Origin of the sequence: Buttiauxella brennerae ATCC 51605, assembly GCF_001654925.1 — a bacterium.
In the GTDB taxonomy this organism is placed as follows: Bacteria; Pseudomonadota; Gammaproteobacteria; order Enterobacterales; family Enterobacteriaceae; genus Buttiauxella; species Buttiauxella brennerae.
The window spans coordinates 75,944-98,760 of record NZ_LXER01000040.1 but is presented as its reverse complement, the minus strand read 5'-3'; the positions used below and the strand labels follow the sequence as shown (position 1 = coordinate 98,760).

Below are 22,817 nucleotides of genomic sequence, written 5' to 3'. Positions count from 1 at the left end.
GTGTGCCTTACGGCGATTTGGTATGCTTTACAGATTTTATGAAGCGGTAGAGGAGCACACGACAAAGGGTATCCAGGGATGACTCTTGAAGGACTGCTTTACTAGGTTGCTTTAAAGGTCTGTACGTCAAACCGATGGCGTATTAACTCATGCTTAGGCGATGAATGACAAGGATTATTTTAGCCGTCTTTAGGTCCGGAGCTCGAGCCTCCCCCTTTTAGCGCTTCGCTTAGAGGGGGTAAAACACCTTTAGCCACTAACACCTAACTTATTGTTAATAATCTATTTTCGCAACATTACGCAGCATTTCTGGCGTGACTTCTGGCAGGCCAAAAAACGCCATATATGCCGGTATCATTTCGAACAACATATCTGTTCCAGGTTGTATCTGGCAGTCTCTTTGCGTTGCTGCATGTAAAAATGGCGTGATTTCGTTCTTCATTACCACCTCTCCGACGAAACTTCCGGGCGTAATTGCGAAGACGTCCAAAGGTAATTCGTCGCTGGAATTCATACCAAGTGGCGTTGCGTTCACCACAATGGAAAAGTCTTTCGGGTTGCGCACCCCCGTCAGCACCCTGAGCGCCGGATAATGGCGGCGCAGGCGTTTTGCCAATTCTTCGCAGCTGTCGGCCCGCTTATCAAACAACGCCAGCGTATCAATACCCGCTGCGGCCAGTGAAGCGGCAATAGCCGATCCCACCCCACCGCTGCCCACCACCAGGGCTCGCGCCCCTTCAACCTGAACACCTTTGCGCAACACGCCACGCACAAATCCATCGCCATCAAACATATCGCCACGCAATGTGCCATCCGGCTCAAGGCGTATAGCGTTACAGGCTCCGGCAATTTGTGCGGTTGGGCTAAGGCTATGGACTAACTCGCAGGTCGAAACTTTGTGCGGCATCGTCACTAACGCGCCAATAATATTAGTCATACGAAATAAAGAAGGTATCAGCTGCGCGTAGTCTTCGGCTTTTACCCCCATCGGCACCACTTTGATATCAATGCCTTGTGAATCAAACCACGGGTTGTAAATCATCGGCGCTTTAAACGTGGCGGTCGGGTAGCCCAGATGGGCGATTAAACGGGTATTCCCACTGATATCCATGATTACTCCGCCAGCTCAATACGTTTGATGTCGCCAAGAATAAAGACATACGCGAACACACCCAGCAGTGCAGCACCGCCGATATACAACAGCGCGTAGAAGAAGTTACCGGTCGCAGCGACAATAAAGCCGATGATAAGCGGCGTGATAATAGAAGCGAGGTTTGAGCAGAAGTTAAATAAACCACCGGTCAGGCCCGCGAGGTTCTTTGGCGCCATGTCTGAAATTAACGTCCAGCCCAGCCCTACCATGCCCTGGCCGAAGAACGCGACCGACATCACCGTAATCACCAGCGCATCCGTTGGCATCCAGTTTGCCGAAATAATCAGGCTCGCCATCAGCAGACCGGTGATAATCGGCAATTTACGGGCGATGTTCACCGATCCGGTGCGTTTAAGAATTTGGTCAGACACCCAACCACCAAACATCACCCCCACGGCTGCGGCCAGAAACGGCAGAATGGCGAAGAAGCCCACTTTCAGCCACGGCATATGGCGTTCGGTGGCGAGATATGTCGGGAACCAGGTCAGGAAAAAGACCAACGTCGTGTTCCCGGCAAACTGGCCAATACCTGCACCAAGGATCTGGCGGCACTTAATCAGTTTTGCGACGTTCGCCCAGCTAAAGTTCATCTTCGGCTCAGGTTCAGCTTCTTTCAGGTCATGACCGATATATTCCAGCTCAAGCCGGTTCGCCGTTTTCGACTCGTGCGGCTCGTGATAAAAACGCCACCACACCAGCACAAACAAAATGCCTGCCACGCCTACGGTAATAAACAGCGCACGCCAGCCAAAGGTTTCCATAATAAAGAACAGTACCGGCGCAAACGCGGCCAGGCCGATGTACTCCCCAACGGTATACACCGCCGTGGCACGTGCACGTTCATGCTGCGGGAACCATTTCCCCACCACTCGGCTATTTACCGGGAAGCATGGCGCTTCACTGATCCCCAATCCTAAGCGGCATAGCAGCAAGGTTTTCAGGCCGACCGTTAAACCGTGGAATAATGTAAACGCCGACCAGAAAAACAGCGCCAGGGCATAGGTGACTTTATTGCCGAAGCGGTCAAGGAAGATGCCACCGGGGATTTGCATTGCTGCATATGTCCAGGCAAACGCCGAGAACACAATGCCCATGGTTGCCGCACCAATGCCAAGGTCGGTGCTCAATTGAGGCGCGGCAATACCCAGAACCGTACGGTCGAGGTAGTTAATCATGGTCCCGATAGCCAGAAGGGTCAGGATCACCATTCGGGTACGGGTTCGTTTTACAACACCAGTTTTCGGGGCGGCGATATCGCCCTGGCCATAACTCGCCATGGTTGTGTCCTCTATTATTTTGTAGGTTACAGGTGCCTTAATCGAACCTTAAGGTTCATTTATTGTTATATATCGAGTTAACGCGTTTGCATCGCCGCCAGGCGCACGGCCGCGTTGGTGGCGCCATATTGTTGATAATCACCCCGCCGTTCGACCAATTCAAAGAAGAATCGATCGGGTCGGAATGGAGGGGTGTAGGCATGCAGGAACTCCTGCTGACGCGCATCGCGTTCATAAAGGATATCCAGCCGCTCAAGCCCTTGTAATAACGCGTTGTTTGCTCCGTAACGCGCCAGCAAATCATCATAATAGTTTGCCGGAATCGGTAGCAATTTCAGCCCCTGAGATTGCAGGGTCTCTACCGTTGCCGGTAAATCGTCACAGGCAAACGCCGCGTGTTGTAGGCCGGTGCCCTGATAGCTCGCGACCGAGCGCGCGATTTGCGTGTCCAGACTGTGTGACATATTCAGCGGCAGGCGAATCGAGTGACACGGGCTGTGCATCACCTGGCTTCTGACCAGGCCATACGGGTCGGGCACGCTCAGTTCGTTGTCCAGCTCAAAGCCAAACACCGCACGGAAGAACATAATCCAGTTATCGCGGCTGCCTTCAACTAAGCCTAACGCCAGGTGGTCAATCCCGCGCAGCGGGCCTTTGGGTGTGGAATCTGCGAGGTTAAAATCTGACTGATAAATATCGCGCTCGCCGTCTTCTGGCGCTTCAATCAGATAAATTAAGCTGCCGTCCGGGGCGCAAATTGCCGCCAGTGCTCGCTCGTCCGGGCCGTGTTCTTCATGCCATATCGGGTAACCGTAATCCTGCGCGCGTTGCAAAACGTTCGCCGCCCCTTTGACTCGCCACGCCATAGCGCAAAGTGAAACACCGTGGCGGCGGTGAAATTCGTCTGCCCAACTGTGCGCCTGGTGGTTGATAATCACGTTCACGCCACCATTGCGCCACAGCGAAACATCTTTCGAGCGGTGCTCACCAGCATGAGCAAACCCCAGCGGTTGCAGCGCTTCACCCAGAGCGACTGCGTCCTGCGCATCAGTGGCAAACTCTAAAAATTCGATGCCCTGATAACTGCCCTGCGGCGCGCTATGGAACAGCTCAGCGTCGATTTGCGGATGGCTATTCCAGGTCTGTTCTTCCAGCCACAATAAAGAGCGATAACCGTCTTTTGCCGTTGGTGCATTCGGCGTGGCGCGGAAACTGTCGTTGAAAATCTCCAGCGACCACGGGCCACGGTAACCTTTCTGCGTCAGCAAGCGAGTAAACTCAACCACCGGCAATTCGCCTTGCCCAGGGAAGCAGCGGAAATGGCGGCTCCACTCGAGCACATCCATTTTCATCAAGGGTGCATCGGCCAGTTGCAGGAAAGTGATTTTATCAAGCGGGATATCGTCGAGATTGATCAACTGATCGCCAAGCGAAAGCACATGGAAACTGTCGAGCACCAGCCCCAGCGCCGGGCTGTTGACCTGTTTTACCCGCTCCCACGCCTGGCGATAACGGTTCACATGCGTGCCCCAGGCCAGCGCTTCATAGCCGACCGTAATTTCATTACGCTGCGCCAGTTCAGCCAGATGCGCCAGGTCACTGACTTGCAAATCGAGATTCGGCGAGCAATCAGGTGCCACGTTGCTACACAGCAACATGGTGTTGCACCCAAGCTCATGCATCAGAGCGAACTTGCGCCGCGCACGTTCCAGGTTAATGGCAAACTGCGGGCGCGATGCCCCTTCGAAATCGCGGAATGGCTGAAATAAGGTAATCGTCAGTCCCAAATCCGCCGCCATTTTGCGCACATCAGCGGGCGTGCCTGGGTAATAAAGAAGATCATTTTCAAAGATTTCTACACCGTCAAAACCAGCAGCCGAAATTGCGGCCAGTTTTTCAGGCAACGTGCCAGAGATAGATACGGTTGCAATTGAACGCTGCATGTTGGCTCCTGGTCTGTCGGGATAAGTCGGTTAATGTTGTATCATTTGGTTCATATTGCAAATTTATAGTTAATTTATTGTTACCCCAGATCACACCTCTGAAAGTTAAAAAAAATAGCGGGCGATTACCGAACAAAACAAAGAGGGGTTACACTTTCCAGTCTCTCTACTGGCAATTAAAAGGCAGACACAACATGTCAGAAAATAACTATCAGCCCCCAAAAGTCTGGACGTGGCAGAAAGGCGAAGGCGGCACATTTGCCAACATCAACCGCCCGATTGCAGGGCCGACTCACGAACGTACGCTGCCGATTGGCAAGCACCCGTTGCAGCTTTATTCCCTCGGCACGCCGAACGGGCAGAAGGTCACTATTCTGCTTGAGGAGCTGCTGGCTCTGGGCGTAAGCGAAGCTGAATACGATGCGCATCTGATTCGTATCGGTGAAGGGGATCAGTTCTCAAGCGGCTTTGTCGACGTGAACCCGAACTCGAAAATCCCGGCACTCATGGACCATTCGGTGACACCACCGGTTCGCGTGTTTGAATCCGGCGCAATCCTGCTTTATCTGGCAGAAAAGTTCGGCCATTTCCTGCCAAAAGATCTCGCCGCACGCACCGAGACTTTGAACTGGCTGTTCTGGCTGCAAGGTTCTGCACCGTACCTCGGCGGCGGTTTCGGCCATTTCTTCAATTACGCGCCAATGAAAATTGAGTACGCGATCAACCGTTTCGCCATGGAAACCAAGCGCCAGTTAGACGTACTCGACAGGCAGCTGGCGACGCATCGCTTTATTGCGGGTGATGAATATACGATTGCGGACATCGCCATCTGGCCGTGGTACGGCAGCCTGGCAAAAGGTGGGCTGTATAACGCGGCTGAATTCCTCGACCTCACTTCGTACAAAAACTTTGTGCGCTGGGCCGATGAAGTGGCAAGCCGCCCGGCGGTGAAACGTGGGCGCATTGTGAACCGCACCTTCGGTGAGCCGTCTGAGCAGTTGCACGAACGTCACGATGCCTCGGACTTCGACCTGCGTACTGAAGATAAACTGGCGAAGTCGTAGACCACTGTGCCCTCAATACTCCGGGTTGCAGACCTTCTGTAACGTGAAGTATTGCGGGCATAAAAATTTAAAATTAAACAAACTAAAGATGGTTCCAGGATAACCGTTGCAGGTAAGTTGCCGTCTGAATTATTCAGTCAGCAAACTGCAAGGAAATATCGTGTTAAAAAAATTCGTCCTGATTTTCACTTTCGTTATTGTTGGGTGTGCAAACCCGGCGGATGAAACCGTGGAGGCTTTAAATACCCTCGAATTCCAGCCCGGCACGATGTCTCCAGCCACAAACAGTAGCCCTGATGAGTTGAAAAGCCTGCACTCCACTAATCAGCAAGTCATTGCCAACCTCACTACAGAAATAAAAGCGGCACGCGTCGACCATCTCAGAAGCGTTGATGTGTTTGATAACCGCTACGGTATTGATAACGTTTTTCAGGCGCTGACACGCCTCGAAGAATTTGATGAGCTGAACAATATCTATCTGAAGGATAATAATAAAGATGGTCTGGTGAAGATTAACAAAGCATTAAAGCCGATTACCGAAAAAACCTCATAAAATAATGGGTGGATGCTTACGCTAATCCACCCGCTACATTTTTCTGTTGAAAAGATAAACGAAGCGCCATCCGATATTCACGACTCAACCATCAAAAAAGCTGTTTCTCAATCAGCATCTGCTGTAATTGCTGCTTTTGTTCGGTGGTGAGCACACGGCTAACATTAAACAGATATTTTGCACGCTGGTAGCGCACCTTACTCTGAATCTCACCGATAGCATTGAGCTGCTTCTTAGCATCATTATCATTCCATACGCCTGAATGGAACATATTCACAATCGCATCTTGCGTTAAAGCATCGGTATTAATTTTACTGATCTCTTTTTGTGCATCTTCGCGCAGAATTTTGACTGTCTTCATTTGCTCCGGGGTGAGATTTAATTGTTTCGCTAACGTATCCTGCGGCAGCGTGTCTGTAGAATTAGATGCCCCTGCCATACCGGAAAAAGTCAGGACCGTGACCATCATGGCAATTTTAATTGATTTCTTCACTCTATACCCTTAGAAATAATAAGTATTAACAACAGCTGAACACCAACATTATTAACGCAGCCACAGTGCCATTGATAATCATTACTCGTTTATTTTTAAACAAACCAATTTATTGAATGTTAATGATATTTATTATAATGGCGCTCATCTATCACCTGGAGTTTGCGATGCTCACAACAGAAATTATAACGTTATTTATATTTATCTTTTTACAGTGGATGATTGTCAGGCGCACCGGGTTGAAACCCTGGGTTTCACTGTTGTTATTGCTTCCGATAATCAACCTATTCGCTTACCTTTATATCGCAACTGCACGCTGGCCAAATGAAAAAACAAAAATACGCCCGGACTGAACCGAACGCATACAGGCAGCATGCAGAGAGGCAAATTCGTCAGGGATGGCAGGTCGGAGTAGGCTCAATGTTTTACACGCTACTTGCAGTGACGTTTAATGAATACAGCAGTTATATCAATCTGAGATACATACAGACCCCAGATGAGTTTTTAGTGATTGCCGTGCTCAGCGGGTTGATTTTCCTCAAGAGCCATCTCGGCGCTCTGTTGATGGTGGTTTATTTCACGGTGCATAAATTAATATTATTAGCATCAGGACGTTACCACTTTGCCAGTGTCATGGTCATCGATTTATTCCTGGCTTATTTCTATATGAGAGCCGCGCGTGGAACTTATCTGTTACGCAAACCCATCTAAAGCAATAAAATAAAAAACAGAAAGCCACACTATGTTGCCATAGTGTGGCTACTGATTGCTGACTATTTGTTTAATGCTTACATCGCCAACGTCCTTATTGGCTATAAACAGGATAGTGTTATTCACCCTGGCATTCAATCGCCATTTCATTTAAAAATAAACTCTACTTATCAGATAAAAAAATACCCGCCGGACAGGCGGGCATATTGTATTGTCACAATAACGTGTGCAAACAATATTAAAGAATTGAATCACTCGGGATTGATAAAATCAATGAGACTTGATGCATCAACGTAATAATTGTAATGTGCAAAGCATTGCCCGGCAATTCTATTCATATACAAAAATAAATTTATCAGAAAGTGAAATTCACTCCGGCATAACCGCCGTCGGCTAAGATATTGTCGCTATGACCATCTTTCCCTTCCATGCCGACATAACGGTAGCCGCCTTCCACTGAAAATGTTGGGTTAACTTTCCAGCGAATACCGGCATTCGCTTCGCCATATTGCTTCACACCGCTGGAGAGCGAATCAGGCGAAAAATACGCGTCGCCAAACAGGGCAAAATGCTCGCCAAGTGGGAGTTGTGCCCCGCCGCCGACGGCAACAGCATAGCCTTCATCGTTATCATCTGGATTGAGATACAGTGTTTTACCACCCAGCGTCACCAGCACCGAACCCAGCGGAATATTCCAGCCCATCCCAAGGCTTGCAATATCACCGTCATTATCGTTGTGCGCCCAGTTCCCGCTAAAGGTAAAACCAGGTTCATTTGCGCCAAAACTCACACCAAGATTGGTCCATTTAGAACCCGCCTCGCCATGAAATGTGACCGCATTTGCCACAGTTGCCGAACTCGCGACAAGCGTCGCACCAATCAGATAAGCCACTTTTAAAAGTTTCATCACTTTCCTCATTTGTACTCGGGGTTTCCAAACCAAAAAAAAGCCCGACAGGCACAATGCATCGGGCAAAACGGACACCACTGCTATTTTTTTATGCTACACAGACACTTATGGTTGTACTGCGACACCTGCTATTTCAACAACGACACGGCGATCCGGCGCCAGGCAGTTGATCAATTCATTACGCTCTTGCACCGCATCACAGGTTGCCCCGGTCACAGGCTCGCTTGAACCACGGCCTTCAGCCTGGACATTTTGTGCAGGCATCCCTAAACGAACCAGCTCATCGGCCACCGCTTGCGCACGTTGTGTGGAAAGTTCGAGGTTGTAATTCGCGGAGCCCAGACGGTCGCTAAAGCCAATCACCATGGTGGTTTTTTCTTTAGCAGCCTGAATTTCCGGGCGATTGTAGAGATCACGTACCGCTGCTTCCCCTTCAGGAGAAAGTGTTGCGGAGTTAAAGCCAAACATGACGTCAGATTTGAGGTTGAAACGCTGTGGTTCTACCGGAACTTCGGCTGGAGCAGGTTCTGCTGCAACTGGCGCGGCGGCATTCTGACCAAAACGATAAACCACACCGGCGGTTACCGTACTGGAATCAGCACTCATACCAATCTGGTTCGTGTTACCGACATTGCTCACCCACTGGTATTCCACGCGGCCTGCCCAGTTGTCATTAAACTCATACTCAGTACCGACAGCGGCCAACGGGCGCAGGCCCGTTTCAAATTTGCTCTGGTCATCTTGTTGAGTTTCGGCACGATATGCCATCGCACCCGCACGGCCGTAAACATCCCAGCGGTCGTTAAATGCGTAGCTGGCTTTCATCGAAAGTTGTAAACCCTGAGCGCCCATTTTGGTACCGGAAACACCGTTGTTACCTTGCGCCTGCATATTGCCGAGATAGTCGTAACCCCCTTCAACAGCCAGCCACGGAAGAATTTGATAACCGCCAAATACGCCACCGCCGACGCTATCATTGCTGGTGTCAAATTCAGTGGCGTTATTCAGATTACCATTAGAATTATTGCCACCGTTGGCGTCAAAATAATGTGACCATCCTAACTTCGCACCGCCGTACCAGGTATTGGTGTCGGCTGCGGCATTAGCATTCGTTACTGCGAAGGCATTAACTACGATTAACGCAATAAGAGTCTTTTTCATAATAATCCTTGAAATCGCTGCTGAGAGATTACTCAGTGGTTTTATATTCCAGCGACGGATGGTATGCAGAGTTCCTGGCAGAGGGAATTTGATTTTTGTTTATTTTTAAATGAAAAAACGATAGGGGGAATTTTCACCGCGACACATCTATTCCTTTGAATGTTAAGCCTTGCATCAGAATTTCTCTGGCAGATTGATCACTTCGAGCAAATAGCCACCACGCTTAATATCAATGTAACCGCCATTCTTTAACGCGAACATGACATTCAAAATACTGCTGCGGGATAAATGAGTTCTTTCCTGGATATAATCAAGAATAGATGTCCTTAATCGTGACTCTTCTGGCAGGCGAATCATCTCCATCAGGTGGCTGCGAATAATAGAATACGTGCGTTGTTGCACCACCAGCGAATCCCGATAGAAAAGGTAGGTGGTGTAGTAGGCAAGGATAAACGAAATATCTTTCCACAGCTCTTTCTGAGTGATTAATTCATGCGCAAGGCTTGCATCAAGACGCAGCATGGTGCATTCAGTTTCTGCTCGCAAAATATGGCTGCGCAAGGGGTGGATACTCTCGGCAATACCGAACAGATTCTGGTCATAGACCGTGGTGATAACCAGGCCATCCGTTGCGCGCAGCACAGAAAGCTCACCACTTTTGAAGACATAAAACTGAGGGACATCTTTATACTCCCAGTTTATGCGTTTACGAGGAATGACCTCCATCGGTGTGCCATAGGGTTCGAGAGCAGTAATCAGATTCTGGATTGAGGCTTCCGGACGAGAAGGAGGAGGTATAGTCATGTTTTTTCCTGAAATGGCTCACTAATGCGCAGGTTCCTTGAAGTATATACCACGCCAAAGATCTAGCAGGGGTGCTACACCTTGCGATGTTTAGCCAGTAGAAACAACCATAGCCTTTAAAACTAAAACAATATTTACCAACATTCTTACAACTATTTCCAGGTTGCAAAGAAGTGTAATTTTTTACGTTTTCTCTTGCACATTATTATGTCTTTGTGCAATTGAAAATTGAGAGATAATTTATTTTTAAACAAAATAAAAGTGGTGCCATCCGCACCTTCTCATTAGTGTTCCCGAACATTTTGTCACGGGGGCACCCAGCTATGTTTCTCGATTATTTTGCCTTAGGCGTACTTATTTTTGTGGCACTGACACTCTTTTACGGCGTTATTGTTGTACACGACATCCCCTATGAAATAGCAGTGCATCGTAACCACCCCCACCAGGATGCCATTCATGCTGCGGGTTGGGTCAGTTTATTCACTTTGCATGTCCTGTGGCCATTCCTGTGGATCTGGGCGATGTTATATCGCGAAGACCGGGGCTGGGGCTTTAATGTCAAAAATAACGAAATGGAAGCACTACGAGAAAGACTTGCACAACTGGAAACTCAGCACGAAAAAATAAAAGCCAGTCATCAGCAACCGAATAATTAAGCAGGATTCATTGTGGATTTATTACTTATCCTTACTTATACCGCGATCTGCTTTGGTATATTTAAATTCTTTAAAATTCCATTAAATAAATGGAGTGTGCCTACCGCCGTGTTGGGTGGGGTCATCATCATTGGTTCATTGCTGTTATTAATGAATTATAACCACCCTTATACCGAACGCGCGCAGATGGTAACCGTCACGTTACCTATTATCCCTGAAGTCGAAGGTGTCGTGGTGGAAGTGACCGCCAACGCCAATAAGGAATTGAAAAAAGGGGATTTCCTGTTCCGCATCGACCCAACGGCGTATGAAGCCAAAGTTGAGTCGATAAAAGCAGAGATTGAAAGTGCCGAGCAAAATGTCGAAATGCTCCAGGCACGTCTGGCTTCTGAAAACGCCGATATCGCGCAGGCCAAAGCTCAGCGTGACTTAGCCATGAAAGATGCCGACCGTTACCGCAACGGCAGCACAGACCGAATGAAAAGCCCATTTACCGACCAGGAAGTGGTGCGTGCACAGCAAACTTATCTGGCGTCGCAAGCGCAGTGGCGCTCATCGCTGGCGAAAAGGGACCAAACGACGGCACAGTTGAATGCACTGGTTAACGGTGAAAATGCCGGCGTGTATCGCCTGAAAGCCAATCTTAAAGAAGCTGAATACTTCCTGGCGAAGACAGTAGTTCGCGCCCCAAGTGATGGCTACGCAACCCAACTGTTCCTGAAACCCGGCATGTTCGTGCGCCCGCTACCGCTGCGCCCGGTCATGGTGTTCGTTCCCGCCCAGAAAACCAGTGTTTATGCCGTGTTCCGCCAAAACTCGGCCCTGCGTTTAACCGCAGGCGATGAAGCCGAAGTGGTATTTAATGGTCTACCAGGCAGCGTCGTGAAAGGGAAAGTGAAGCAAATCCTGCCGGCTATCGCAAACAGCAGCTACCAGGCGCAAGGTCATTTGCAAGGCCTGAGTCTGGACCCGAAACTTGACGGTATTTATGCAGAAATTGAGCTGAACAATATCGCCGATGTTGAACGGCTACCCGCCGGAACCATGGGCCAGGTTGCCGTGTATTCCGGTTATCTCGAGCATGTTGCCATTATGCGTAAAATCCTGCTGCGTATGACCAGCTGGACGCACTATCTCTATATCGACCATTAATTTAAGGTAAAAAAGGAGTCACCCCATGCAGAAAACAAAAATGTTCGTTCTTTTCGCCATCGTTATTCTGACGTGGGGAACAACCTGGCTTGCGATGAAATTTGCGTTGGTCAGCATGCCTCCGATATTTGCCACCGGGCTGCGCTTTTTAAGCGCAGCACCACTGCTGCTGTGGCTGTTACACATCACGCGATCATCGTTGTTATTCCCGTCCGGGCACCGGTTTTTCCAGTTCTGTGTCTTCCTGTTCTGCTTCTGCCTGCCCTTCACGCTGGTGATTTATGGCGAGCAGTACGTCAATGCCAGCACGGCGGCAATCATCTTCGCCGGAATGCCCGTCGCCGTACTGCTGATTTCTATTGTGGTGCTCAATGCGCCCACAAGCCTAATGCAGCTAATCGGTGCATTGTTGGCGATACTGGCGCTGTTTTATCTGTTGCAGGAAGAGTCGAGAACCACATTGGGTAATAACTGGAAAGGCGCATTCGCCGTACTGGTCGCCGTCACCATGCATGCTTTTATGTATGTTCAGTGCAAAAAACGCAGCTGCCAGGTGTCACTTTTCACCTTTAACGCCCTGCCTTGCCTGGCTGCGGGTTTACTGCTGACGCTTACCGGCATCATCGTCGAGAAACCGGAAGTTGAAAACATTACCTGGCTGTCATTCTCTTCAATTGTCTATCTGGGTATTGTGGCCAGCGTCTTTGGGATCCTGTGTTATTTCTCACTGCAAAAACGCATTTCGACGTTTAATACCTCGTTGGTTTTTATCTGTTTTCCGGTGATTGCGGTCATTCTGGAATGCCTGGTAATGGGCCGTGTATTTTCTCCAACCTCGTGGATTTTGCTCGCGGTAATGCTCTGCGGCGTGTTCTTGTCTTTAATCCCTGTAGAGAAAAGAAAAATGGCCTCATCACCGAAACGGCTGCTGGATTAACACGAAATTTCTTCTGCCATATTTACAACTGATTAATAGCTGTTAAAAATGAATATTATTTATTCATAAATATGGTCAATGTCAGAAGAAATTCTCAGGCAGCAGATCCAAAACCTCAAAAAGCACAATGCCCGGCTCAAGAGAATTGCGCATGACTCGCGTAATAAGCTCAGTGCAGCGTTGGACGGGACCGGTTTGTGTTTATGGCAGTTAGATGTCAGCAGCGGAAAATTGGTTATTTTCAATCGCCGTTGGGGTTCTATGCTGGGTTTCCAGCCCAAAGAATTAAGCGCTCATTTTGATGTGTGGCGTGAGCATCTGCACCCTGAAGATCGGGAAATGGTGTTGGCCGCGTTTTATAATCATCTCGAAGGTAAAACCCCATTTTATGAAGCGCTGCATCGCATGCAGGCCAAAAATGGCACCGTTACCTGGGTGCTGGACCGGGGCCGCGTAACCGAACGCAGCGATGACGGGATACCGCTGAAAGTGACCGGCACCCACATCGACATGACCAAAGAGAAGCAGTACGAGCAGCAACTGGCGAAACTCGCCAACCACGACCCCCTCACCGGCCTTGCCAACCGCCACGCGCTACATGCGCAGTTCGATTTGCTAAAAAAACTCGGCTCACTGTCGGTTGCCTTTATCGACCTTGATGATTTCAAAAACGTGAATGACACACTGGGCCATCGCAGCGGTGACGAAGTGCTGTTGCAGTTAAGCCAGCGTCTGCATCAGGCATGCCCGCCAGAGGTCACCATCGGCCGTATCGGTGGGGATGAATTTATCTTGTTGATGCCATGGACGCTGGATAACCCGGAGATAAGTAGCATTGCCAGGCGTTGTCTGGATGCGGCCATTACGCCATTTGAGTTGAGTAACGGTGCGGCTCGCGTCGGCGCATCTATTGGCGTGAATGAGTCCTGGGCCAACGACAATTTTAGCGATGCGATCATTCGTGCCGATGAGTCGATGTATTTGATTAAACGCACGGGTAAAAATGGTGTTGCGCTGGGGGCGATGGTGTTGATTCAGAGTTAATCCCCTTTTTTCCCGTAGGGGGCAGTTCCTGCCGATCCGGAGAAGGTTCCGTTCACTAAACGTTCAGTGATTTCTATAGCCACCGAAACGGTGAACGGAAAAAATGCTCATCTTACAGATCTCGCCCTGACAGGTGACCAAAGCGAAATGTATAGATGAGACTGCAAAGCCCCCCTATATCAAATACTGATTAAACCAATCAATCGTCCGCTGCCACGCAAGATCTGCCGCTGCCTTGTCATAACGCGGCGTTGAATCATTGTGGAAACCGTGATTCACCCCAGGATAAATATACCCCTGGTAAACTTTATTATTGGCTTTGAGCGCCGCTTCATACGCAGCCCAGCCTTCGTTTATTCGGGAATCCAGCTCACCGTAATGCAGCAATAAAGGCGCTTTGATACGCGGTACATCTTCTGTTTTTGGCTGACGCCCGTAGAACGGCACCGCAGCAGCAAGTTCGGGATATGCGACCGCTGCCGCATTGGCGACACCACCGCCGTAGCAAAAACCGGTTATACCGACTTTTCCAGTGACCGCATCGTGATGCATCAGGAACTCAATAGCGGCAAAGAAATCATTCATCAGTTTGGTCGGGTCGACTTGAGATTGCAGCTCGCGCCCCTTTTCATCATTGCCGGGGTAACCGCCGACCGAGCTTAAACCGTCAGGCGCCAGCGCAATAAAACCCGCTTTGGCAACACGCCGGGCGACATCTTCAATGTACGGATTCAGCCCCCGGTTTTCATGCACCACCACCACACCCGGTACTTTTCCCGCCGCTTTTGCCGGGCGCACCATGTAGGCCCGTACCTCGCCATGCCCCTGCGGGCTGGGGTATTGAATATATTCCGCCACAATATCCGGGTCGGTAAATTCTACCTGCTGCGCAAAGGCATAATTCGGCGTCAGTAAAGTGCCAAGCGCCACAGCCGACAGCCCGCCGACGACAAACTTCCCCGCCAGATCGAGAAACTCGCGCTTGCTGATTTTGCCGTGTACGTAGAAGTCGAAGTATTCGAGTAATTCAGGGGGGAAATCTTTAGCGGTAAGTCTGGTCATTTGCAGGCCCTTTATCGATAAAAGATGGATAAATAATGGCCTGCATTTTCTCTTTTTGCCTGGTCTAATTTAAGCGCGACTTAACCACGTTCACGCGCCAGATGCCGAAGCACACCAGCACTAACGCCAGCGCATAGCGCCATTCAAGAATGCTTTCTTGCAAGAAAATAGCCGATAACACCGCGCCCGACACCGGAATCAGGAAGTTAAACGGCGCAATCATGCCCACACGGTTATGTTTGAGTAGCATGCTCCACAGGGCAAACGCCACAGAAGATAACAGCGCCAGATAACCCAGAATCGCCACCGACTCCAGACCATGAAACGCCAGTCGGCCACCACATGCATAGCCGCCAACTGTCAGCACCACACCGCCGATAGCCAGTTGCCAGCCGGTCATGATTGTCGGGTCCATGGTTTGCGAAATACGCTTGCCGTACAGCGACGCGGCAGAAAGAATAAACGCCGCCAGGACCACGAAGCCGTCGCCCATCCAGCTAAAACTAAAATCCATCAACTGGCTGTTGAAGTTCACCACCATCACACCGGCAAAACCCAGCACGCAGCCCACCACTTTATTGATGCTGAGCTTATCGTTTTGATAGATAAAGTGCGCCAGCAGAACACTAAAGAAGGTGCCAGTGGCATTCATGATTGAGCCTTTTACACCGGTGGTATAAGCAAGGCCAATATAAAAGAAGATGTACTGAATCGCGGTTTGCGTCACGCCTAATACCGCGAGTTGTGAAAACTGCTGGCGGGATAAACGCGCAATCGCTTTACCTTGCAGCAAAGCAAACGCCAGCAACAGCAGGCCTGCAATCACAAACCGATACCCGGCAAAGACAATTTTGCCCGGCAGGTCGTCCGTCGCTATCTGAAAAATTTCATAGCCATTTTTAATTGCCGGGTAAGCACTTCCCCATAACAGGCAACAAAAAGCGGCCCCCATCCATGCGATTTTCTTATTAGTAAACCGTGAAACGTTATTGCTCACGTCCCTTCCCCTAACAAAAATTAAACTGTCGTTTCAGAATCGACCATTATCCGTTAAATATAAAAAATTGCTCGTTTATTCCCCTGTGAATAGCGAATGCCCTAAATAGCTTGAGTTGCAGCAAGGCGACCAATCAACGGGTCTTATTATGTGGTGAGTTCCGCGCAGTCATTACAGCGGCCAGAGGTGAAAGCATTTCATGATTGGTTGTTGGGGGAATGCGTTTGAAATAAGAATTATTGAGCTACGCGAGCTTTACTGTTGAGAAGAGGCTGCAACGCCATCGTGACGGCACTAATACCCTGCTGGATATCGCTGCCTGTGCCGTATTCTGGGTATCTTTGTATTCTTTCGCGTCGTACAGCTCTTTAGTACTAAAATCAGGGTGCGCTTTGCGGGCTTCTTCCAGCCCTTTTATCTCACACGCCCGTGCTGATACCCGCCCCCGTGTAGCGGACGTCGTACTCCGCTTTTGTTGCCTAAATAAATATTTCATCCACCATGGCACTTCCCAGACGCATTGCCGAGCAAATACGCGGCATGCCGAGTGATACGCCCTGATGTGTTTGGGTGGTAGAAAAACTCACCGGTTGGTGCTCACTATCGCAATCGTCGCCGAGCCACGCCAGGGCTTCTTTGCTTTCCATCATTCCCGGCGTTGAGGGGAAAATCAGCCATTCATAGTAATAATGGCGGGTGCGAGCCGATGCATTCACATCATGCGCTAAGTGGCTGATGGCCAAAGCGCGTGCCTGTTCAATTAACCCATTTACCTGAGCTGCCGTTCCGAAGCGAATCGCATCGCCAAATGCTCCCCAGTACAACTCCTGCAAGGCCACATAGCAGCGCCCGGCGGGTGAAAAGGAAAAATAGTTGCCGGCCTGCCAGCGGGCAAAAACTTGTTCGCAATGCACGATGCCCAGATGCATCAGGTCGGTGCCGTTTAATTGGATTTCCAGTTTGCCGACGCGCTGTGCCAGCTGTTGCTGTACCTGAACAAGTTGCTGGCGAGTTTCGACTGAGCCTTGCGCGACGCGTGAAGAAACGGCTGCCATTGCCGACACGCTTTCGTAAACCTTCACCATCGCCCGGTGCTTTTTCGCCACGCGTTGGCATAGTTGCCCGAGCATCGCCAGCGTGACTTCCGGGGCTTCGACAAACATCTCGTCCATGGACGATTTCTGTAACTGGCTGTGGCCGATAAATTCGCCGGTCAGACGCCGGTAAAACGCTTTGCTTTGTTGGCTGCGCCACGGCTCACGTGTCACACCACTGATTTTTGCAAAATCGACGACAAACTTTTCTGCCACACATTCCAAAGCGCGAGTCTGAATACTTGCTGATGCACTGCTCATAGCTGTTCTACCGTAAATAACGTCTGGATATCATCCCGCAGCATGCGGGTATCTTCCTGGATGTAGCGCGTGATTCGCACGCACTGCTGGAGTTGCAGGCGCAAAGCGCTTACCGCATCTTCGTTTTGCTGGCGAGCCGTGAGGCTTTGTTGCAGGTTCACGCGTATCGTTTCCAGCGCCTGGGCAAAATCAGCAAAGAACGCCATCATGCCCTCGGACACCGCAATTTCGATTTGTGCGGCCATGCTCTGATTCAGCTGCAAAAGAAAATGAGCTACGTGCTGGCGCAACTTGAGCTGCACGTCTTGCAAGGCAATCACGTAGCGGCTTTGCATAACGGTGTAACCTTCCCAACCCCATCCATCACTATTCAGCCAGCGCGCGACCGTTCCCCGCATTCCTGCCGGGCGCCTTAGCTGCGCGACAGGAATATCTTGTTCTTCGATGAGTTCATTAAAGGCCTGGTTGGCATTGAAGTTTAATAAACCGACATGGAATACTGGCAGGCTGATATTGGTTCTGAAACCCGCCTGCGATAACCCTTGTGCGACGCGGGCCTCAATCGGTTTTAAGGTGCTGCGCAGCGTATCTGCCAGCTCAATTTCCAGGTAACTGAAAAGATGCGTTAACTCTTCAGTCATCTTTTCCTGGGCGGCGGTCAGGATGATTTCGCATGAGGCACGGATCCGATGCAGCGCAATTTGTGCCGATTCTTCATCGTCAAAACTGAGCGTTTCATCTTGTGCATTAAAGTCGTAACCGCGCTGGGTACCAAACGCCAATGCCTGGCGAGTCAGTTTTTCCGGCACTTTGCCGTGCTGGAAATAATCCTGAATGTTGGCGTTAATCTGCTGTTCATAGCGCTGAATAAAATCGCTCATCGCGCTAACTGCTTGTTTAACATTGCTCTGCACAACAACATTTGCCGATTGCTGGCTGGAAGCAGCCAGGCGCATGTCATCTTCAAGCGCAGCAATATTGTGCTGCAATTGCTCACTGGCGATTTGCAGACCGTGGCTGCGAAAATTCAGGTAATCTTCCGCACCCTGCGTGTAGCTGAGCAATTTCTGGCAGGCCGAGCGTAATGCATACATCGAAGCATTGGCATGCGCGGCATGGAGCACCATTTTGATCGGTTCATCAAACTGCGAGTCTTCCCACAACATTTCCGCAGCCTGGCGCACAATGCCGCTATCAGCCAAATCGCCATGTTGCCAACGGCGGCCTAATGCCGCATCGGCAAAATCCTGCACCCAACGTTGGGTATCCGGGTCAGGTAATTTGCCATGTAATGCCAGTTCATGACGGGCGCGGTTTGCCAGATAACCCCACATCGATGACACCGGGAACACATGCTCAGGCTCAATCACACCTTTCATCAATGTCGATGAAATCAGTGCCTTAACCTGTTCTTCATCGTCGCCATTACGATCTTTTTGATCGAACTTATTCACCAGCACATACAACGGGACAGATGCCCCGGTGCCTAATATCGCTTTACGCACATCTTCGTCAGAAACGGATTTTAATTGGGTGTAATCCATTACGGCCAGCACGGCAGAAGCCTGCGCTAATTGTTCCTGAAGCATTTTTTGCAGATGCGGTTGCCCGGCCTCGTTTGGCCCAGGGGTATCCAATAGCGTCAGTTGGCCGTGGCTTTCATTCATTCCTGCCAGATGGACAAATTCCACTTCAATAACCGGCACATGTTCAATGGCGGCATATGCACTAAATGGAAAAGCGACATCCAGTGCTTTTGATAAACGCACTAAATCATTCAGGCTTTTCAGGCAATGGAAAATAGGTTGGGCACCAAGATAATGCTTAGCGAAAGATTCCCCTTCGGTTATGCGGGTTAATAAGCCCAACATATCCCGATCAATTTCCAGTTGTTTAGACAGCGTTTCCCTGTCGGTTTGTTGCAAACGCAGTTGCAACGCTGTCATTAATTTATCAATCGGCTGAACATAAGGAAAATGGAGCACCGGTTCACGCTGGCCTGGTGTGTGGCGAATGAGCGTCGGCAAAGCTGTCATTGGGCGGTTGCGGTTAGGCAACACTTCGGTTCCGATGATGGCATTGATGGTGGTCGATTTCCCCGCTTTAACAGTACCGACAATCGCCAGCACCATTTCGTGCTGCGTTATTTTGCGTAACTCATTTTGCAACATCGCCTGCTGCGCCTGAATGCCACGCGGGCAGAACTTAGAAGGGATAGAAGTTCCTGAGTACGATTGCCCAAAATAATTTGTGTCGTGCTGTGTGGTAAAAGAGGTCGTTTTTAATGTATTCAGATTCTGCAAAGCAAGTTGTAATAACCGCTCAGCTTCCTGCCCTAACTCAAATATTGCTTGTGTGTGCATAAAAAATCCTTACTTAAATCAAATTAACCGGATTTTTAAAAGTCTTTATAATTTTGTGTGAATTCAGTACCGGCAATTATAATTACGTGCGGAAATCATTTATTGAATAATATTATAATCAGGCTTATTTTTTCATAACGAAATTATCTGGCAAAATAACCAGATAAAAAGACCATAGCGTATTTTTATAAACTTATTCTGTATTTTCGTCGCGAATTTGGCAATTGATTAACGTTTTAAAATAGCACTTTCTTATTGCTGGCCCCCTGGTAACACAAGGCACGACAGCAGTAGTCCCGACAAAACCAGGGTTTTAATGTATAATTGCGCCACTTTTGGCGGAAAGCCGCTATTTTTGAGGATATTATTTATGACTCTCCCTCATTGCCCAAAATGCAATTCCGAGTACACCTACGAAGACAACGGTATGTTTATCTGCCCGGAATGCGCGCATGAATGGAATGACGCTGAACCGGCTCAAGACGGTGATCAACTGATTGTTAAAGATGCTAACGGTAACCTGCTTGCCGATGGCGACAATGTCACCGTGGTGAAAGATCTGAAGGTTAAGGGTAGTTCTTCGATGTTGAAGATTGGTACCAAAGTAAAAGGTATTCGTCTGGTAGAAGGCGACCATAACATTGATTGTAAGATTGATGGTTTTGGACAAATGAAGTTGAAGTCTGAGTTCGTTAAGAAGAACTAGGTTCGTTCCCCCTGCCCCTGAGGGGCGGTTCCTGCAAAGCCAGAGAAGGTTCCGTTCACTAAACGTTCAGTGTTCCCTGTACTTACCGAAACGGTGAACGTATCAAGGGTGCTACCGCAGCACCCTTGATAATCCCGGCTCCCGGCGATTAAATCGCTGCTTCGCAGTAAACCTCCGTTTTTCCTTTCAGTCCCAGGGTCGGTTGTGACTCGCTCCCGGCGATCACAACCTCTCGCCGTTCCCGACGGCTCGACCCGGCCTTACAGTCAAAACGAAGGCGATTTATGCCGGACTCAAAGGTCAACGTCAAAAGCTAAGGTCAAAAGCCGAACCGGTTTTGACCTTGTTCCCGGTATAAATTGCCCCGGCGTTACCCATAAGTCAGGGTTGAGCTGCCGGGAGCAGCGAAAGAGAGCGATCGCCGGGAGCGAGTCGCGAACGACCGCGAATGTTGGGTGAAAAACGGTGTTTACCGCGCAGCGGCGATTGACTTGCCGGGCGCCAGGATTGCCAAGGAGAGGGCGTTCTCTCCTTGGCACGTTCACCGTTCAAAGATTTATGTGGGATCGCATAACGTACAGGTGAACGGAAAGTCACCGTACCAGGCATAAGATCCCTCCCCCCGCCTGGCTAGCCCCGCGCCCCCCAACTAAACTTATTCTGCACTCCGCATCATGAGGAATGAACAATGTCTATCGGACCCTACATCTTTTTTGACGGCACCTGCGAAGAAGCAATTGAATTTTATAAACAAGCGGTGGGTGCTGAACTGCTATTTAAAATGACTTTTGGCGAAATGCCGAAAGACGCAAACCAATCGGCTGAAGGCTGCAACAGCGGTTTTAGCATACCGGACGATAAAATCATGCACGCCAATGTGCGCATTGGTAACGGTGAAGTGATGATGAGCGACGGCAATATGTCCGCTGATAAAATCAAACACGCGGGCTACGCGCTGAGTCTTTCCAGTAAAGATGTCGACGAAGGAAAACGTTGGTTCGACAGCCTTTCCGTAGGCGGCGAGGTCACAATGCCATGGAGCGAAACATTCTGGGCAAAAGGCTTCGGCATGTTTACCGATAAATTCGGTATCCCGTGGATGGTGAATGTCGAAAAACCGATGTAATTCCGCTTCGGGCCGCTACGCCCTGCTTTACCCACCATAGCGGCCCTGTCATCTAACGGGCGATGGCCCAATTAATGGGAATCGCCCCCTGCCCGTGCAAATACTCCTGCAATGACTGCGGCGTATAAGATCCTGAGAACCACTCCCCATTGATTGCCGACTGCTGAAGCAGTGCGCCACCGCCGCTGAGCCGCTCAACTACAGACTGGTGCACCATCATTGATGAACTGACCGGCGGCGGGAGCTGGCGGGGCATAATGCGCAGATAACGCGTGGGCGGATACCAGTCGCAATGCAATGGCCCAAGCGGGTCGGCGACCACGGAACTGCTGGCGAGATTAACCCCCAGATCGTCAAGCGCATCATGCATCCATAAATACGCGCCATTCGATAAACTGCGGTCTTCTTCAGTGGCGATATAACCCCCACCCACATCATGATGAATACCGGGAAACATCACCTGCAAAATACGATCGCGGCTATCCCACAGCACAGGTGATAAATCGACACGTTGTTCATCAATCGCCACCGCCTGTAGCCCATATTTAACCCGCGAATGCAGCTCTGTATTGTTAAAGCGGAAAACGTTGTAGCGCTTGTCGTTAAAATATCGCGGAATGCCCATCTGCCCGACCGTTTCCCACACCGCCACCGCCTCCAGAGAGGCGGGCCGCGCAATACACGTTGGGTCAACGCTGTCGCAGAAAAACCCCGGCAACTCGCGCACCACACTACCCAACAGGCTGGGGCTCATATCCGGCGTATGAGCGAGATATTGCGCCCACACGGACGAGGCAAGGCGCCACGCATCTTCTTTATTGCGCGTATTTAAACGCAGCTTTTCACGGTTCAATAAGCCGCGATCAATGATCATTTCCGCCAGCACCCGCGCGGTATAAGCGCCATGGCTAAAACCCACCAGATAGATGCGATCGCCAGGCTGCCAGTGGCGGCTAATAAATGTGTATCCACGAATGATCGGCACGATCAGATCCGCACCAAATGCCCCCGCCAGCCGTTTCACCAGGCCATTATGCGGATCGCCCATTCCGTAAATGTATTTAGCCACCTGCACCACATTGCCGCTGCTGTCGGTGAGGATCTTTTCTTGCTCATTGGCTAATAACAAACTTTGCGGATCAACATTGCCTTTTAAATCAACAAATAACTGATACACATTGCTGGCAGAAGTTTCGTCATCCACTTGATCTTCTACACCCGGTGCTCTCCATGTGCCATCGGCACAAAAAATAATGTTCTTGCTCATTGGCGCGATCCCAATACCAGAGGGTACCTGTAATCAAAGCAAAAACGCAGCGCGTCACAATACGACAAATAGTTGATTAGCCT

Annotated in this window: 21 protein-coding genes; 9 read left to right on the top strand and 12 right to left on the bottom strand. The window is 49.7% G+C overall.

Annotated elements, in window-relative coordinates:
- Window positions 1–274 precede the first annotated feature (274 nt).
- The 3 genes from M975_RS20845 to M975_RS20835 form a co-directional block, all read right to left on the bottom strand.
- Window positions 275–1,111, bottom strand: a complete 837-nt coding sequence (locus M975_RS20845; protein WP_064561786.1) for a shikimate dehydrogenase family protein — start codon at window positions 1,109–1,111, stop codon at window positions 275–277.
- A gap of 2 nt (window positions 1,112–1,113) precedes the next feature.
- On the bottom strand, window positions 1,114–2,430 hold the full coding sequence (locus M975_RS20840) for an MFS transporter (protein WP_064561785.1): 1,317 nt from the start codon (window positions 2,428–2,430) through the stop codon (window positions 1,114–1,116).
- A gap of 77 nt (window positions 2,431–2,507) precedes the next feature.
- Entirely contained in the window at window positions 2,508–4,373 is a 1,866-nt protein-coding gene (locus tag M975_RS20835) for a bifunctional sugar phosphate isomerase/epimerase/4-hydroxyphenylpyruvate dioxygenase family protein (protein WP_064561784.1), read from the bottom strand.
- 194 nt (window positions 4,374–4,567) lie between these two features.
- Between M975_RS20835 and yghU the strand changes: the two genes are divergently transcribed.
- Both yghU and M975_RS20825 read left to right on the top strand, forming a co-directional pair.
- Complete coding sequence (yghU, locus tag M975_RS20830; RefSeq protein WP_064561783.1) at window positions 4,568–5,437, top strand: glutathione-dependent disulfide-bond oxidoreductase; 870 nt, start codon at window positions 4,568–4,570, stop codon at window positions 5,435–5,437.
- Between the two features lie 160 nt (window positions 5,438–5,597).
- Window positions 5,598–5,990 carry a hypothetical protein gene (locus M975_RS20825; protein ID WP_157093416.1) on the top strand — a complete coding sequence of 131 codons (393 nt, stop codon included), beginning with the start codon at window positions 5,598–5,600 and terminating at the stop codon, window positions 5,988–5,990.
- Window positions 5,991–6,081: 91 nt separating this feature from the next.
- Here M975_RS20825 and M975_RS20820 read toward each other — a convergent pair whose 3' ends face one another.
- Window positions 6,082–6,483, bottom strand: a complete 402-nt coding sequence (locus M975_RS20820; protein ID WP_083967923.1) for a Spy/CpxP family protein refolding chaperone — start codon at window positions 6,481–6,483, stop codon at window positions 6,082–6,084.
- A gap of 324 nt (window positions 6,484–6,807) precedes the next feature.
- On the opposite strand from M975_RS20820, the gene M975_RS20810 reads away from it, so the two are divergent.
- Window positions 6,808–7,194 (top strand): hypothetical protein, encoded by a 387-nt coding sequence (locus M975_RS20810; protein ID WP_157093415.1) that lies wholly within the window; start codon window positions 6,808–6,810, stop codon window positions 7,192–7,194.
- A 355-nt stretch (window positions 7,195–7,549) separates the two neighbouring features.
- Here M975_RS20810 and M975_RS20805 read toward each other — a convergent pair whose 3' ends face one another.
- From M975_RS20805 to M975_RS20795, 3 genes are all read right to left on the bottom strand, one after another.
- Entirely contained in the window at window positions 7,550–8,101 is a 552-nt protein-coding gene (locus M975_RS20805) for a YfaZ family outer membrane protein (protein WP_064561779.1), read from the bottom strand.
- 108 nt (window positions 8,102–8,209) lie between these two features.
- The gene (gene ompA / locus M975_RS20800) at window positions 8,210–9,265 is read right to left on the bottom strand and encodes a porin OmpA (RefSeq protein ID WP_064561778.1); all 1,056 of its coding nucleotides are present in this window, start codon (window positions 9,263–9,265) and stop codon (window positions 8,210–8,212) included.
- A gap of 174 nt (window positions 9,266–9,439) precedes the next feature.
- Window positions 9,440–10,069 (bottom strand): winged helix-turn-helix transcriptional regulator, encoded by a 630-nt coding sequence (locus M975_RS20795; protein ID WP_064561777.1) that lies wholly within the window; start codon window positions 10,067–10,069, stop codon window positions 9,440–9,442.
- Window positions 10,070–10,392: 323 nt separating this feature from the next.
- Between M975_RS20795 and M975_RS20790 the strand changes: the two genes are divergently transcribed.
- From M975_RS20790 to M975_RS20775, 4 genes are all read left to right on the top strand, one after another.
- Entirely contained in the window at window positions 10,393–10,725 is a 333-nt protein-coding gene (locus M975_RS20790) for a DUF3302 domain-containing protein (RefSeq protein ID WP_064561776.1), read from the top strand.
- A gap of 12 nt (window positions 10,726–10,737) precedes the next feature.
- Entirely contained in the window at window positions 10,738–11,877 is a 1,140-nt protein-coding gene (locus M975_RS20785; protein ID WP_064561775.1) for an HlyD family secretion protein, read from the top strand.
- Window positions 11,878–11,902: 25 nt separating this feature from the next.
- Window positions 11,903–12,814 carry a DMT family transporter gene (locus M975_RS20780; protein WP_064561774.1) on the top strand — a complete coding sequence of 304 codons (912 nt, stop codon included), beginning with the start codon at window positions 11,903–11,905 and terminating at the stop codon, window positions 12,812–12,814.
- Window positions 12,815–12,892: 78 nt separating this feature from the next.
- Window positions 12,893–13,858 (top strand): sensor domain-containing diguanylate cyclase, encoded by a 966-nt coding sequence (locus M975_RS20775; protein ID WP_064561773.1) that lies wholly within the window; start codon window positions 12,893–12,895, stop codon window positions 13,856–13,858.
- 174 nt (window positions 13,859–14,032) lie between these two features.
- On the opposite strand, the gene yghX is transcribed toward M975_RS20775, so the two are convergent.
- The 4 genes from yghX to M975_RS20755 all read right to left on the bottom strand — a co-directional run bounded on the left by yghX (window position 14,033) and on the right by M975_RS20755 (window position 19,635).
- A complete protein-coding gene (gene yghX / locus M975_RS20770; protein WP_064561772.1) occupies window positions 14,033–14,920 on the bottom strand; it encodes a YghX family hydrolase in 888 nt (295 codons plus the stop codon).
- A 64-nt stretch (window positions 14,921–14,984) separates the two neighbouring features.
- A complete protein-coding gene (locus M975_RS20765; protein WP_064561771.1) occupies window positions 14,985–15,872 on the bottom strand; it encodes a DMT family transporter in 888 nt (295 codons plus the stop codon).
- A 524-nt stretch (window positions 15,873–16,396) separates the two neighbouring features.
- Window positions 16,397–17,272 carry a diguanylate cyclase regulator RdcB family protein gene (locus tag M975_RS20760; protein ID WP_064561770.1) on the bottom strand — a complete coding sequence of 292 codons (876 nt, stop codon included), beginning with the start codon at window positions 17,270–17,272 and terminating at the stop codon, window positions 16,397–16,399.
- A complete protein-coding gene (locus M975_RS20755; protein ID WP_064561769.1) occupies window positions 17,269–19,635 on the bottom strand; it encodes a dynamin family protein in 2,367 nt (788 codons plus the stop codon). Before M975_RS20755 ends, M975_RS20760 begins: the two co-directional genes overlap by 4 nt.
- A gap of 370 nt (window positions 19,636–20,005) precedes the next feature.
- Between M975_RS20755 and M975_RS20750 the strand changes: the two genes are divergently transcribed.
- A complete protein-coding gene (locus M975_RS20750) occupies window positions 20,006–20,341 on the top strand; it encodes a zinc ribbon domain-containing protein YjdM (RefSeq protein ID WP_064561768.1) in 336 nt (111 codons plus the stop codon).
- 688 nt (window positions 20,342–21,029) lie between these two features.
- Window positions 21,030–21,467, top strand: a complete 438-nt coding sequence (gene yjdN, locus M975_RS20745; RefSeq protein ID WP_064561767.1) for a VOC family metalloprotein YjdN — start codon at window positions 21,030–21,032, stop codon at window positions 21,465–21,467.
- 52 nt (window positions 21,468–21,519) lie between these two features.
- Here yjdN and M975_RS20740 read toward each other — a convergent pair whose 3' ends face one another.
- The gene (locus M975_RS20740) at window positions 21,520–22,734 is read right to left on the bottom strand and encodes a phospholipase effector Tle1 domain-containing protein (protein ID WP_064561766.1); all 1,215 of its coding nucleotides are present in this window, start codon (window positions 22,732–22,734) and stop codon (window positions 21,520–21,522) included.
- Window positions 22,735–22,817 lie beyond the last annotated feature (83 nt).